Consider the following 13,715-nt stretch of genomic DNA (forward strand, 5'->3'; position numbering starts at 1 on the left):
TGGTTCTAGGCCATGCTGAACAGGGCATGGGGCCACCAGTTCAGCTTCGGTGCCTTTCCAGGGCCGAATGCACACCCGTGGAGACCGCCGAGGCGTTGGGTAGGTCCGTAAGGTCCACGGCTACCCACCGGGCCTGGGAGATCTCCCCGTTTGGGTTGAGTTCGGTCGAGGTCGCGTGCAGGCGGACAACCGTCAGGTAGCCCCGTTTGCCGCCGTTGGTGGTCACGCGTTCCTCGAGCACAAGAGCGGACGAGTCCAATTGAACGCCCAGCTCCTCGATGCACTCGCGCCTGGCTGCCTGCTGAGGTGTCTCTCGGGCCGGCCGGTATCCGCCTCCGGGCAGCCTCCAGAGGGACTGGTCACCGTAGCTGTGTCGGACGAGGAGGACTCGATCGGCGTCGACCGGGTGGATGATCAGCGCCTTCACGCCGTAGATGGTCGGCTTGACGATCCGCCAGTACGCCCGACGCAGGTGATACAGCAGCCTGAACGCGAACGGCGGAATCCTCATCTGGCCATCCAATCGGTGAGCCACGCGAGTCTGATTTTCCTCCGACGATGGCAGGATCGCATAGATGGGAACGGCCGGGAGCCCGTGGTGGCAGACAGCGAAGACGCCCAAGCAGGGTTTCCTCCTGGGAGGTGTCTGGCTCCTTCTTGTCGTGACGTACGTGGTGTTTTCCATCAGGAGGCCGATCAGTTGGTCGATATTCATCGCCGCGCTGGCAGCACTGCTTGCCGTTGGCCACCTGGTTTCAGCCGTGCTGCTGCTTCGGGCACGAGCCGGAAGGCGCCGGACCGGGGAAGAGTCCGAGTGATGAGGAATGAATTCCACACTCATTCAGGCTGATTTATGGGTTGATGGTGGCGATGCCCGGTGCGACCCGAACTGTCGGCGGCAGCAATCATCCGGGTGCGGACAGGTGCCCGTGGCGCGCTCGATGCAGGAGCGGGCAGCGGTAGCCAAAGACGTGTCGAGTAAGCGTGCTCTATCGATAGTCGGCGAACACTCGCCGTTCCACGCCGTCAACGGTGACCTGGCCGCCGTGGGGAAGGATCCACTGCGGTCGGGTGTGGCCGAAGGGGATGCCGACGCAGACGACTGCCTCCGGGTTGTAGCGGGCCACCACGTCGACGACCGTGTCGCGTTGCTGCTCGCGTAGCCGTGCCCGATCCGCGGTAGCGGGCCGCCGGGTGTGGTCGGAGACCGCCGGACGGGCTACCAGCACCGCGTCGACGGCGCTGAGGAGGCCGCGTTCACCCAGGGAGCGGACGATCCAGCCGACCTCGCGCGCGGGAAGGAGTTCCTCCGACGTCTCGATGACCAGCACCCCGCCCCGCAGAGCCTCCGGAGTGAACGGGAAACGTCCCGCCGTCAGGATCCACTGGATGACTTCCAGGCATCCACCCCAGGTGGGGCCGGTAACCGCGCGACGCGGCCCGTGCCAGCTCCACGGCTCCGTCGGTTCGCGTTCTCCGAAGGACGTCAACGCCCGCGGATCGGCCCAGTCGAACCCGACATCCTCGGACTCGCCCGGGTCGGTGATCTCCAACCGCTCGCCGGTGAGTAGCGCCGCTCGCAGCGACTGGACGTGGATGTCGTCCACGGCCGGCCCGGGGCCGAGGTGTACCTGGGACGACCCGCCGTAGAAGCTGGCGACGCCGAGGCCCCAGAGCCAGTGGTGCAGGTTGGTGTTGTCGCTGGTGCCGAGGAACGGCTTGGGATCGGCTCGGGCGAGGTCCGCGTCCAGGTGCGGGATGACCGTGATCTGGTCCTCGCCGCCGACGACGGCGAGGATGCCGCGTACCTCAGGGTCTGCGAAGGCGGCATTGATGTCCGCCGCCCGCGCCGCCGCGGTCGCACCGACCTGCCGGGTGGTGGGGTACTCGACCGGTACGAGGCCGGTCAGGTCGGCGAGCCGTCGCAGGGCCTGCTCGTGGATTTCGGGAAAGGCGCCGGCCGCGGCGAAGGACGGCGAGAGAACCGCGATCTTGTCCCCGGGTCGGGCCTTCCGAGGACGAACAAGCTCATGCGTCATGCCGAGATCCAACAGGTACGCCAGTCCGTACGCATCTCATTTCGTTACCGGTTCCAGGAGGATCACGGGGATCTCCCGCGTGGTCCGTTCTTGGTAGGCGGCGTACTCCGACCTGGCCGAAACCATCAAGCGCCACAGATGCGGACGCTCCCCGGCTGCGGCGGGGCGCGCGTACGCGCCGAAGGTCTCCGTACCGACCTGCACCGTGACGTACGGGTCGGCGAGCAGGTTGAGGTACCACGCGGGGTGCTGGTCCGCGCCGCGGTTCGAGGCGGCCAGCACGTAGTGGTCGCCATCGCGTTCGTAGACGAGCGCGGTGCGGCGCAGTTGACCGGTCTTTCGGCCTCGGGTCGTCAGGAGCAGGTCGTTCACGCCGGGCCGGGGCCGGCCGCCGGTTTCCTCGAACCGGCGGATGTGCTCGGCGATCCAGGCCGTCGGGCTGTCGTGGACCTCGGTCATCACACCTCCCGGACACTTGCGGCGGCGCGGTGGTGGCGGGGTGCCTCGATCTCGTCGACAAGTGCGATCGCGAAGTCCGCACAGCTGATCCGACTGGCCGGGTCGCCATGTTCGGCGATCCGGTAGTGGCCGGTGCGTGTGCCGCCGTGGTCGAAGTCACCGGCGGGGGCCAGGTAGGCCCAGTCGAGGTCGGAGGTCCGAAGCTCGTCAAGGCCCGCTGCGTGCCCCAGGTAGAAGGGCCGGTACTCGTTCGGGTAGCCGGGGTGGTCCATCAGGGCGGCGCCGGATGCGCCGGGCATGATCGAGGCGAGGCCGACCACCACCAGGCGACGTACACCTGCCGTGGTCAGGCCGGCGGCCAGGGCGCGTGCCGATGCGGTGAAGAAGTCGTGCGGCGGTACGGACAGGTCGACGGCAGCGCTGATGGCGGCGTCGTGCCCGGCGGCTGCCTGGGCGATGCTTCCGGCGTCGGTGACGTCGCCTGCCACCACCCGTACGTCGGTCAGGTCGCCGTGGTCAGCGGGGTTGCGCACCAGGGCGGTGACCTGGTGGCCGCGTCGTCGCGCCTCGGCGACGGCCTGCCGTCCGGCCCGACCGCCCGCGCCGAAGACCACGATCCTCATGGGTCACGCCTCTCACCAGAGGCCGGAGCCCGTGCGCCCGGCCGGTGTGCCGACGCTATCGAGGGTCGTGGTTACCACCGGGATACCAGTTATCGTTTGGTGATGAGGCAACCTCTGCCCGCCGACATGTTCGACGAGCTGTGCCCGTCCTCGCTCACCCCGATCCGATTCGGCGACAAATGGGCGGCGCTGATCGTCCGCTGTCTTGAGCAGGGGCCTCGTCGGTTCTCCGAGCTGCGCGTGCCGCTGCGCCGCGTCACCCCCAAGGTGCTCACCCAGTCGCTGCGTTCCCTCGAACGGGACGGGCTGGTCAAGCGCACCGTCCTGGCCGAGGCCACCCGGCACGTGGAGTACGAGCTGACGCCGGTGGGCCGCAGCATGCTCGAACCGATCGCGGTTGCCTGCGCCTGGACCGAGCAGCATTGGGACCAGTTGCTCGACGCCCGAGAGTCGTACGACAACGCCACCCGGCGCAACCGCGCTGGGTGACCCCGCGTGCCACCGGCGTGGCACAGGACCAGGAATGCGTGGTCGACCTCGGCCCGGAGAGCCGTTGGCAGAGCACCACGGCGACACGGATGCTTCTCACGTTCGTGGCAGGATCTGCCAGGTGCAGGTCAGGATGCTTGGTCCATTCGAGGTTCGCGCGGACGTCGGCACCGTCATCGACGTGCCGGGCGCGCGGCTGCGCGGGCTGCTGACCGCCCTCGCGCTCAACCCGGGTCGCGTGGTCCCGAAGGGGACCCTCGTCGACTGGATCTGGGGTGAACATCCGCCCTCCGATGCGGCAAACGCCCTGCACCGCCTGGTTTCCCGGTTGCGGAAGGCGCTGCCGGAGGGGTCGATCGAGGGGCAGGCGGACGGCTACCGGTTGATCGTCGAACCCGATGACGTGGACGCCGTACGGTTCGAACGGCTCGTCGGCCTGGCTCGCGATGACGAGGGCGCGCAGCGGGGACGGCGGCTGCGCGAGGCCCTCGATCTGTGGCGCGGTGCGGCGATGCAGGACGTCGGCCTGGCCGACAGCGCGGCGCTCGACGCGGCGGTCACCCGGTTCGACAGGCTGCGGCTGACCGCCCTCGAGGATCGCTTCGACGTGGAGGTCGGCGTCGGCCACGGTCCGGAGTTGATCGCGGAGCTGACCGATCTGGTGGCCGCGCACCCGGTACGGGAGCGGCTGGTCCTCTCGTTGATGCGGGCGCTCGCCGCGAGCGGCCGAGACAACGAGGCGCTGCTCGTGTATCAGCGCACGAGTGCGGCGCTGGCCGACGCGCTGGGCGTCGACCCCTCGCCGGAACTCTCGGCGTTGCACGTCGCGCTCCTGCGGGGTGAGGTGCAGCAGCGGCGCGAGGAGCACCGGAAGACCAACCTTCGTGCCGAGTTGAGCAGCTTCGTCGGCAAGGACGAGGCCGTCGCCGAGGTCGGCGCGCTCGTCGCCGAGCACCGGCTCACGACCCTGATCGGGCCGGGTGGCTCCGGGAAGACCCGGTTGGCCACCGAAACCGCGCGCAGAATGCTCGACGACCTGCCGGACGGCGCCTGGCTCGTCGAGTTCGCCGCCATCGGTGCGGACGGTGACGTGGTGCAGGCGACGCTCGCGGGGCTCGGACTCCGGGACGCCCTGCTCGGTGAGCCACCGAGCATGGAGTTGATCGACCGGCTCGTCGCCGCGATCCGCGAGCGGGAGGCGTTGCTGATCCTGGACAACTGCGAGCACGTCATCGAGCCGGCGGCGGTGCTCGCGGACCGGCTGCTCGGGGAGTGTCGGCGGCTGCGGATCATCGCGACGAGCAGGGAACCGCTCGGCATCACCGGCGAGGCGCTCTGGCCGGTCGCGCCGCTGGCCCTGCCGGACGTCGATGCCGGCCCCGGTGAGATCGAGACCTCTCCCGCTGTCCGGTTGCTGCGGGACCGAGCGGGCGCGGTGCGCAGGGATCTGGCGGTCGACGATCTCACGCTGTCCACGATGGCGCGGATCTGTCGGGCGCTGGACGGGATGCCGCTGGCCATCGAACTGGCCGCCGCCAGGTTGCGCACCATGTCCATCGACCAGCTCGCCAGGCGGCTCGACGACCGGTTCCGCCTGCTGACCGGCGGCAGCCGTACCGCGTTGCCCCGGCACCGGACGCTGCGCGCGGTGGTCGACTGGAGTTGGGAGCTGCTGACCGACGCGGAGCGGGCGGTCCTGCGCCGGCTCTCGGTGTTCTCGGGCGGGGCGAGCCTGGAAGCGGCCGAACGGGTCTGCGCCGGCGACGAGGTCGAGCCGGAGGATGTGCTCGAGTTGGTCACCGCACTGGCCGAGAAGTCGCTGGTGGTCGCCGAGGGCGATGAGGCTCCGCGCTACCGGATGCTCGGCACGATCAAGGAGTACGCCGCACACCGCCTCGCTGAGGCGGGGGAATCGGACCTGGCGCGCCATGCGCACCTGACGTACTTCATCGAACTGACCGCGACCGCGGAGCCGCAGCTTCGTCGCGCGGACCAGGTGACCTGGCTCGCCACTCTCGAGCTCGAACATGACAACATCGGATCCGCGATGCGCGGTGCGCTCGCCGCGGGCGAGGCGCACGCGGCCATGCGGCTGGCCGCGGGTGCCGGCTGGTACTGGTGGCTGGGTGGTCACCGGACCGAAGGCATGGAGTTGATCACGGCGGCCACCGAGACGCCTGGCGAGGTCAGCGACGAGATCCGGGCCACGGTGTACGCGCTCGTCGTGCTCTTCATCAACTCGGGACCGGGTGACGAACACCAGGCGGCGGAGTGGATCCACAAGGCGTACGAGTTCAGCCAACGTGGTAACGGCAGCCACCCGGGGACGGCGCTCGTCGTCCCGCTGGAACGCATGCTGCGAGCCCCGGACGCGATCCTGCAAGCGTGGGAACCGCTGCTGGACGACGAGGATCCCTGGGTACGCGCGCTGGCCCGGTTGCAGCTGGGCAAGATGCGGAACATCTTCGGCCAGGACGGTCGGGATGTGGAAGCGCATCTCGTGGCGGCGCTCGCCGAGTTCCGGGCACTCGGCGAACGGTTCGGGATCTCGTTCGCCCTGACCGAGTTGGCGGAGCTGATTGCCGTACGCGGGGAGTTCGCCCGTGCGTGCGAGCTCTACGAGGAGGCGACCGCGGTCGTCACCGAGGTCGGCACCGTCGAGGACATCATCCGGATGCGGTCCCGGCAGGCTCAGCTGTACTGGTTGCTCGGCGATGAGAAGTCCAGTGCGGCTGCCATGGCCGAGGCACGGCGATGCGCGGCGCGGGTCACGTGGCCCGGTGCGTTGGCCATGCTGGCCCTGTCCCAGGCGGAACTCGCTCGCTGGTGTGGCCAGGCCGAAGAGGTCGCCCACCAGGTCGGTGTCGCGACCAGCCTGTTGCGCGACGAGGCGACACAGGCGCACATCCGCGTGCTGACACACGACCTGCTCGGCTATGTCGCGGACGATCTCGAGGCGGCGCGCAGACACCATTCCCTGGCCTGCGAGGCGGCAGCCGCGACGGGGCACGCACCCTCGATCGCGCGGGTACTCGTCGGTGTCGCGGACCTGGCGCTGCGCCGTGACCAGCATGAGCTGGCCGCGCGGCTGCTCGCCGCGAGCGCCGGCGTGCGGGGACGGCAGGATCATTCCCAGCCGGATGTTCCCCGGATCGAGCGGGAAGTACGGCGCCGCCTCGGCGAAGTGAGATTCGCAGAGGCGGCGCGAGAAGGCGGTCGGACGGAGTGGAATCGGTTGGTCGCGGTCACGCTCGCTTCGTGAACGTGGAACGTGCCCACAGGTATCCGACGAGAGCGATCCCGACGCACCAGGCGAGGGCGGGGATCACGTCACCGCTGGACGGCGTGCCGTTGAGGAAGCCGCGCAGCGTTTCGATGATCGGCGTGAAGGGCTGGTATTCCGCGAACTGCCGCAGCCCGGGTCCCATCTTGTCCGCCGGGACGATCGCGCTGCTGAAGAACGGAAGCATGACCAACGGTACGGAAGCCAGCCCCGCCGTTTCCGGAGACTTCGCCGAGAGCCCCAGGGCGACCGTGAGCCAGCCGGCGGCGAAGCCGAGCAGCACGATGACGCCGAGCACGCCGAGCCAGCCGAGGAGGCTCGCCGACGGACTGAATCCGAGCAGGAAGGCCACCCCGACCAGGGCCGCGATGGCGACCAGGTTGGTCAGTACGCTGCCGACGACGTGACCGGTCAGCACCGCGCCCCGGGAGACGTGCATGACTTTGAACCGGTTGATGATGCCCTTCGTCATGTCGGAGTTCACCGCCGTCGCGGTGGCCCCCAGCCCGTAGCAGACTGCCAACAGCATCAGTCCCGGAGTGGCGTAGTCGATGTAGTCGACGCCGACGTTGAAGGCGTCGCCGAACATGTAGACGAACATCAACATGATCACGATCGGCATCAGGACCGCGTTGAACACCGAGGTCGGGTTGCGGGTGAGGTGCGTGAAGTTGCGACGCAGCATGACGATCGAGTGGGACTTGGTGCTCATTTCGCGGAAACCTCCGGGGTGCGGGTGCCCGTCAGGGCGAGGAAGACGTCATCGAGGTCCGGCGTCTGCACGGAGAACCCTTCGGCGCTGATCGCGTACTCGTCGAGCCGGTCCAGCAGGGCCCGCAGCGAGGCGGTTCCGCCGTCACTGGGTACCCGCAGGGTCAGCGCCTCGTCGTCCCGGGTGGCGTCGCCGAGCACCCGGGCGGCGGTGTCGAGTTCGGCGACGGTGGTGAAGCGGAGTCGGACGTGGGTGCCGGGGATCTGGCGCTTGAGCTCGTCGGGCGTGCCCTGGGCGACAACGCGCCCCTGGTCGAGGACGGCGATCCGGTCGGCGAGCTGGTCGGCTTCCTCGAGGTACTGGGTCGTGAGGAAGATCGTCACACCGTCGGCCACCAGGTCCCGGATGATCGACCACATCGTGCGGCGGCTGCGCGGATCAAGGCCCGTCGTCGGCTCGTCGAGGAAGATGATCCGCGGCTCGCCGACGAGCGTCATCGCCAGGTCCAGCTTGCGGCGCATACCGCCGGAATAGGTCGACACCGGCTTCTGCGCGGACTCCGTCAGATCGAACCGCTCCAGCAGTTCCGTGACGACCCTCCTGCCGTCCTTGGCGGGCACCTGGCTCAGGTCCACCATCAGTTGCAGGTTCTCGCGTCCGGTCAGCAGCTCGTCCACGGCCGCGAACTGACCGGTGACCCCGATCGCGGCGCGTACCGCCTTGGCCTGGGTGGCGGCGTCGTGTCCGGCGACGCGTACGGTCCCGCCGTCGGCCTTCACCAGTGTGGTCAGCACGTTCACTGTCGTCGTCTTGCCCGCCCCGTTCGGGCCGAGCAGGGAGAAGATCGTGCCCGCGGGGACATCCAGATCGATGCCGTCGAGCACGACCTTGTCCTTGTAGGCCTTTCGCAGCCCGGAGACCGCAATCGCTGAACTCGTCATGTGGCTACCATCGGCGGCCGGCCTGTCACCGCCCTGACGCGACCGTGACACGGCCACTGACACGGTGTCCCACCTCGTCCCGCCCCGCGACTTCGAACAGGACTGCAACGGATCCACCGCGACCGGCAATAGTCAGGTGTGACGAGCCAGATACAACCGTCCGACCAGGATCTGTGGTCGACCATCGCGGCCGGTGACGAGGTCGCCTTCGGCCGGCTCTTCGACAGGTACGCCCGGGCGGTCTACAACCACGTGTTCCGGCTCACCGGCTCGTGGGCGCTCGCTGAGGACGTCACGCAGGCGACCTTCCTGGTCGCGTGGCGTAGACGCGGCGAAGCGGCGGTCCTGGTGGACGGGTCGGCGTTGCCGTGGCTGCTGGTGGTCGCCACCAATACGACCCGTACCGAGTGGCGCTCGGCCCGCCGGTGGTTGGCGGCCCTGCGGAGGTTGCCACCGGAGCGGGAGGCGACCACGGACCCGGCCGGCGACATCGTCGCGCGGCTCGATGACGAACGGCAGATGACCGACGTCTTGGCGGTGGTCCGCCGATTACCTCGCGCGGAACGCGAGGCGGTGGCCCTGTGTCTGTGGTCCGGCGTGCCGTACGGCGAGGCGGCGACGGTCCTCGGCATCAGCGAGGGCGCGCTCCGTTCGCGCGTGAGTCGTGCACGGGCTCGGCTGGCACGGATGGTTACCGACGGCAACAAGGAGGAACGATGAAGGAGATTCTCGACCCGCCCGCCGAGCGCGATCTGCCGCCGGGCAGGGCGGTGCGGATGCGAGCGGACCTGATGACGTCGATCCGCCGGCCTCGACGCCGCAGGGCGGTGCGACTCGGGATCGCCACCGTGGCGACGGCTGCCGCGGTGGTGGTCGGGGTGGCGACGGTGCCGAGGGGAGACGAGGTGCGGCATCTGGCGATGGGTTCGGGTGAGCTGTCCCCGACGCTGCACCGGGCGGTGGAGAAGTGCCTGGAGTGGAACGGGCAGATGGAGCGGATTCCACTGTCAATAGACGATCTGGCCGTGGCCGCCGAACAGGACCACGACGGCGTGGCGCTGTTCATCACGGACACCGGCTATTTCACCTGCAATGTCTCGATGCGGCCGGGTGAGGAGATCAGTGGGGGTGCCACCGGTGAACGCGTCTGGCCGCAACGGGCCTGGTTGCCTGGCTCGATCCAGCGGCTCCTGCTCATGTCGACCGAAGTCGACGGGGGCGACGTCGCGGTGAGCGGCCGGGTCGCCGCTCGGGTGCAACGGCTGGTGCTGGAACACGGCGACGGGCAGACGACCACGGCGCGCTTGGCGCACGGGGTGTTCGGCCTGCTCACCGATCACGCAGAGGTCACCAGGGACGCCGAGTTGGTCAGCTATGACAGCACCGGGGCCGAGATCGACCGCCGTCCGCTGTTTCCGCCGTCCGACGAGTCAGACCACTGTTACGTGGACCCCGCCGGCACCATCGTCTACGGCAAGCCGGGAACGGACTGCCGACCCGCCGAGCCCTGGGGGCGATAGGCGAGCCCGGTGAACCGCCGCGTCGCTATCGGGCGTTCACCGGGATCAGCAGGTCGATCTCGTCGCGCCGGCGGTAGAACTCGATGCTGGGACGCGTCGAGTCGTGGTCGGCGACCTGCTTCAGCTCCGCGTACCGGGTGGGGATGTGCGAGTAGACCGCGGGCGGCTCGCCCCGCACGGTCGTCGACAGGTAGTGACCCCCGGGGATCGACCCGGACTCAAGCCCGTTCAGCGCGGCAACGTCGTCGTCCTGGACCTGCACACAGACCCGGTATGACCCGTCGGGCGGGCCGAAGACCCCGAAGAACTTCCGCCCGTGGAGTGACCCGACGATCGCCTCCAGGCGATCCCACGCCTCGGTGATCGCGTCCTGTTCGTCGGCGGTCGAGATGAACAGGACGGGTGTCTCCTGGCGCTCGACGCGCCGGGTGATCGGATCCGGTGCGGGCATCGACGCATTCATGGCCGGCAACCTATGCCACCCGTACGACAGGTCACTGCTCGTGCCCGCCCGATGGTGAGGCACCGCCCGACTGTTGGTGGCGTTGGAGGAGTTCCCGCAGCGCGTTGATCTCGGCAGTCAACGCGGCCTGCCCCTGCTCGGTGATCCTGATCCAGGTCTTGGGCCTGCGTCCGTGGTAGCCCCTCTCGATGTGGATCAGGTCGGCCTCTTCCAGCACGGCGAGGTGTCGGGAGAGGTTGCCTGCGGTGAGTTCGAGTGCCTCGCGCAGGTAGGCGACCTCCACCTGCTCGGCCTCGGCGGCGATGGTGAGGATGCCGAGCCGGTTGCGCTGGTGGACGGTGTCGCTGAGCCCGTTGGTCGGGTGCCCGCCGGGGCCGGTGCCGGTGCTCATGTCGACCTCTTACCCGTGGTGAAAAGAGCGATGATGCCACCGACGAGCAGGATCGGCGCCGGCAGCAGGGCCGCCAGCAGGACGCTGTAGCGGTTCAGGTCACCCGGCTGGAAGTCCGCGGTCTGGAAGTAGACGTTCACCAGGACGACCGCGGCGACGTAGCAGACGGTCACGACCGTCAGCCCGCGACTGCGTTCCAGTCGGGCCAGGACCAGCAGACCCACCGCGATGACCAGATGCGGAAACATGCCGCGATTGGAGACGCCCAACAGTGGTGTGGTCACCCAGCTGGTCGCGCTCGACACCGAGTTCGCCGAGTTGAGCAACAGGAACCGCAGCACGATCGGCAGCACCAGCCCGCCCAGCGTGCCGATGATGCCGGCCAGGACGTACGTCCGGGTCGGGGTCCGTACGCCCACCCGCGCGCCGTGCCATCGGTACCACCCGAGGGTGAGCAGGTAGCCGCCGACGAGTGCCACCAACCAGTACCACCCGAGGCCCGCCGAGCGTTCGAGGAAGTCCCCACCGAGGCCGGTCAGCGCGGGATTGTCCTGCGGCCCGCGCATGGCGAGCGGGTCGGCCGACTCCACGTACAGGGGTGCCGCTGCCGCGATCAGGAGACCGAACAGCAGGAGCGGCAACCAGTAGGCGTGCCGGGCGACCCGGGCGCGCCGGCGGAGCGCGGCCACCGTCGCGAGGAGTTCCGCGGGGTTGTCTCTGCTGTTCGGCGCGGTGCTCGATTGCTCCGACACGGTGACCTCCAGGCCGCTTGGCGCTGCTGCATCACCAATAGGTTTGCATCGCAAACCATTTTGCGCAAGAAGGCCACCGAACAACGCCATCCACCGGTATCGACAGTGGTGGTTCCACCGGAGCCTCGGCGCGGCTAGGGTCCGGCGTGGAGGTGGTCCGTGTTCACCGAAGCCTTTCCGATCGTGACGACACCTGACCTGCCACGACTGATCGGGTTCTACCGGGACGTGGTCGGCTTCGAGCTGACGTACCGGTTCCCCGCCGACGGCGTTCCGGAGTTCGTCGCCCTCCGCCTGGGCAACAGCGAGCTCGGCCTGGCCGCCAACCCGGAGGCTGGCGGGCCGGCCGATGCGAACCGCTGGGAGTTGTGCGTCTACGCCGATGACTGCGACGCCGCCGTGACCGCTCTGCGCTCGGCCGGCGCGACGGTCGTCGAGGAGCCGGTCGACCAACCGTGGGGTGAGCGGTCCGCCCGGGTCACCGACCCCGACGGCAACCGCATGCTGGTGCTGTCCCGCCTGTCCTAGGATCGGCTGCCGTCACCGTCGCCAGAACAGCAGGTGGGTGACCCCGCTCGGGCTGGGCACCGACTCACGGTGGAAGCGGTCGAGAAGGTCGTCCGGGCTGTCCCACAACCGCTCGCCCCGGTCGAGATCGACGGGCGCGACCACGATGTGCATCGTGTCGACCAGGTCGGCCTCGATGAACTGGCGGATGGTGTCGACCCCACCACCGAGGCGTACGTCCCGACCGTCGGCTGCCTGTTTCGCCTGGGCCAGGGCCTCGGCCGGGCTGGCGTCGAGGAAGTGGAACGTGGTGTCGGAGAGGCTGAACGACGGGCGCTCGTGGTGGGTGAGCACGAAGACCGGCGTGTGGAACGGCGGGTTGTCGCCCCACCAGCCCTGCCAGTCATGGTTCTCCCAGGGGCCACGCTGGGGGCCGAACTTGTTGCGACCCATGATCTCCGCGCCGATGTTGCACTCGGCGTCGCGGGTCAGGTAGTCGTCCAGGCCGCGAGTGCCGCCCGGCTCGGTGCGATACACGAAGCTGGCGGTGGCGGCCCGCCAGGAGAACAGCGGGGTGGGGTCCGCGTGGCCGAAGGGCCGTTCCAGGCTCTGTCCCTCTCCGGTGCCGAATCCGTCCCGCGAAACGTTGAAGCACTGCACCCGCAGCAGCTGCGGCATGGCCATCTCCTCTCGGTTCGACGTGTCGGATTCAGTTGGTGGTCGCCGTCGGGCCACCGCCGCTGCCCCGATCGTCGAGCACGAGGGGCGCCCGACCGTTCACCTCGTACCGGATGTGGGTGACCTGCGGCGTGTGGATGACCCGGGTCGGCGTCAGCTCGATCGCCTCCTTCTCGCCGAGGTCGAGGTCCGCGTCGAACAGCCGGAGTCCGGTGCCGAGAACGACGGGTACGACGTGCAGCTCCAACTCGTCGAGCAGGCCGGCCCTGAGCACCTGCCGCACCAGGGCGCCGCCTCCGGCCACGGCGACGTTCTTACCGCCGGCCGCGGCGCGCGCCTGCTCGACGGCGCTGGCCACGCCCTCGGTGACGTAGGTGAAGCTGGTGCCTCCGCCGCGCAGCAGAGTCGGACGGGGGCGGTGCGTGACGACGAAGACCGGCGCGCGAAACGGCGGCTCCTCGCCCCACGGCACCTCACCGCCGTCGGCCATCCGGCGCCCCATCACGTACGCCCCGGCGGCCCCGAACGACTCGGCGACGACCTCGGAGTTGGCGTCCCGCTCCCCGCCGGCGAAGCCCTGTCGTTCACGCCACGCCGCGACCTCGGTCGCCCAGCGGGTCACCCGGAAGAACCCGGCGCTCTCCGCCGAGTCCATCCAGTTGCCGTTCCCGTCGAACTGGGGGCCGGCGTAGAAGCCGTCCATCGACACGGACAGTTGTGCGGTCACCTTCGTCATCGCGCCTGGTCCTCTCCTCGGCTGACACCTCGACCCGGGTGTCGCTCCCCGAGGGGTCGGAGCCGAACGCCGGCGCCCTACCGAGCCGAAGTGTGACGCGCGTCACCTGTTGCTCCGGCCGG

At 69.3% G+C, this 13,715-nt stretch carries 16 protein-coding genes; 5 read left to right on the forward strand and 11 right to left on the reverse strand.

Features of this window, described 5'->3' with window-relative positions; translation table 11 throughout:
• Positions 1–40: 40 nt before the first annotated feature.
• The 4 genes from AB0O48_RS13945 to AB0O48_RS13960 form a co-directional block, all read right to left on the reverse strand.
• A complete protein-coding gene (locus AB0O48_RS13945) occupies positions 41–511 on the reverse strand; it encodes an NUDIX domain-containing protein (protein ID WP_365065567.1) in 471 nt (156 codons plus the stop codon).
• A gap of 478 nt (positions 512–989) precedes the next feature.
• Positions 990–2,039: an LD-carboxypeptidase gene (locus tag AB0O48_RS13950; protein ID WP_357243252.1), complete on the reverse strand. Its 1,050-nt coding sequence runs from the start codon at positions 2,037–2,039 to the stop codon at positions 990–992.
• Between the two features lie 36 nt (positions 2,040–2,075).
• Positions 2,076–2,501: a nitroreductase family deazaflavin-dependent oxidoreductase gene (locus AB0O48_RS13955; protein ID WP_357243255.1), complete on the reverse strand. Its 426-nt coding sequence runs from the start codon at positions 2,499–2,501 to the stop codon at positions 2,076–2,078.
• On the reverse strand, positions 2,498–3,121 hold the full coding sequence (locus tag AB0O48_RS13960; RefSeq protein ID WP_357243258.1) for an NAD(P)H-binding protein: 624 nt from the start codon (positions 3,119–3,121) through the stop codon (positions 2,498–2,500). The genes AB0O48_RS13955 and AB0O48_RS13960 overlap by 4 nt, the downstream gene beginning before the upstream one ends.
• Positions 3,122–3,223: 102 nt before the next feature.
• On the opposite strand from AB0O48_RS13960, the gene AB0O48_RS13965 reads away from it, so the two are divergent.
• Both AB0O48_RS13965 and AB0O48_RS13970 read left to right on the forward strand, forming a co-directional pair.
• Positions 3,224–3,610 carry a helix-turn-helix domain-containing protein gene (locus AB0O48_RS13965; RefSeq protein WP_357243261.1) on the forward strand — a complete coding sequence of 129 codons (387 nt, stop codon included), beginning with the start codon at positions 3,224–3,226 and terminating at the stop codon, positions 3,608–3,610.
• Between the two features lie 121 nt (positions 3,611–3,731).
• On the forward strand, positions 3,732–6,872 hold the full coding sequence (locus tag AB0O48_RS13970; protein WP_365065573.1) for a BTAD domain-containing putative transcriptional regulator: 3,141 nt from the start codon (positions 3,732–3,734) through the stop codon (positions 6,870–6,872).
• Here AB0O48_RS13970 and AB0O48_RS13975 read toward each other — a convergent pair.
• Positions 6,856–7,605 carry an ABC transporter permease gene (locus tag AB0O48_RS13975; RefSeq protein WP_365065576.1) on the reverse strand — a complete coding sequence of 250 codons (750 nt, stop codon included), beginning with the start codon at positions 7,603–7,605 and terminating at the stop codon, positions 6,856–6,858. The two genes, AB0O48_RS13970 and AB0O48_RS13975, sit on opposite strands and share 17 nt — an antisense overlap.
• Positions 7,602–8,546, reverse strand: coding sequence for an ATP-binding cassette domain-containing protein (locus AB0O48_RS13980; protein WP_365065579.1), 945 nt, complete (start codon positions 8,544–8,546; stop codon positions 7,602–7,604). Before AB0O48_RS13980 ends, AB0O48_RS13975 begins: the two co-directional genes overlap by 4 nt.
• Before the next feature lie 138 nt (positions 8,547–8,684).
• Here AB0O48_RS13980 and AB0O48_RS13985 point away from each other — a divergent pair, with 138 nt between their 5' ends.
• Positions 8,685–9,266, forward strand: a complete 582-nt coding sequence (locus tag AB0O48_RS13985; protein ID WP_365065582.1) for an RNA polymerase sigma factor — start codon at positions 8,685–8,687, stop codon at positions 9,264–9,266.
• On the forward strand, positions 9,263–10,066 hold the full coding sequence (locus AB0O48_RS13990; protein WP_357571645.1) for a hypothetical protein: 804 nt from the start codon (positions 9,263–9,265) through the stop codon (positions 10,064–10,066). Before AB0O48_RS13985 ends, AB0O48_RS13990 begins: the two co-directional genes overlap by 4 nt.
• A 25-nt stretch (positions 10,067–10,091) precedes the next feature.
• Here AB0O48_RS13990 and AB0O48_RS13995 read toward each other — a convergent pair whose 3' ends face one another.
• From AB0O48_RS13995 to AB0O48_RS14005, 3 genes are read right to left on the reverse strand one after another with little or no spacing between them, the layout of a single operon-like run.
• Positions 10,092–10,529: a GyrI-like domain-containing protein gene (locus AB0O48_RS13995; RefSeq protein ID WP_365065586.1), complete on the reverse strand. Its 438-nt coding sequence runs from the start codon at positions 10,527–10,529 to the stop codon at positions 10,092–10,094.
• A 31-nt stretch (positions 10,530–10,560) separates the two neighbouring features.
• Positions 10,561–10,920 carry a transcriptional regulator gene (locus tag AB0O48_RS14000; protein WP_365065589.1) on the reverse strand — a complete coding sequence of 120 codons (360 nt, stop codon included), beginning with the start codon at positions 10,918–10,920 and terminating at the stop codon, positions 10,561–10,563.
• On the reverse strand, positions 10,917–11,672 hold the full coding sequence (locus tag AB0O48_RS14005) for a hypothetical protein (RefSeq protein ID WP_357243288.1): 756 nt from the start codon (positions 11,670–11,672) through the stop codon (positions 10,917–10,919). The genes AB0O48_RS14000 and AB0O48_RS14005 overlap by 4 nt, the downstream gene beginning before the upstream one ends.
• 183 nt (positions 11,673–11,855) lie before the next feature.
• Between AB0O48_RS14005 and AB0O48_RS14010 the strand changes: the two genes are divergently transcribed.
• A complete protein-coding gene (locus AB0O48_RS14010; protein ID WP_357243291.1) occupies positions 11,856–12,200 on the forward strand; it encodes a VOC family protein in 345 nt (114 codons plus the stop codon).
• Between the two features lie 12 nt (positions 12,201–12,212).
• Here AB0O48_RS14010 and AB0O48_RS14015 read toward each other — a convergent pair whose 3' ends face one another.
• Entirely contained in the window at positions 12,213–12,857 is a 645-nt protein-coding gene (locus AB0O48_RS14015) for a dihydrofolate reductase family protein (protein WP_357243294.1), read from the reverse strand.
• Between the two features lie 31 nt (positions 12,858–12,888).
• A complete protein-coding gene (locus AB0O48_RS14020) occupies positions 12,889–13,593 on the reverse strand; it encodes a dihydrofolate reductase family protein (protein WP_357243297.1) in 705 nt (234 codons plus the stop codon).
• Positions 13,594–13,715: the final 122 nt, after the last annotated feature.

Origin of the sequence: Micromonospora sp. NPDC085948 (genome assembly GCF_040686315.1) — a bacterium.
In the GTDB taxonomy this organism is placed as follows: domain Bacteria; phylum Actinomycetota; class Actinomycetes; order Mycobacteriales; family Micromonosporaceae; genus Micromonospora.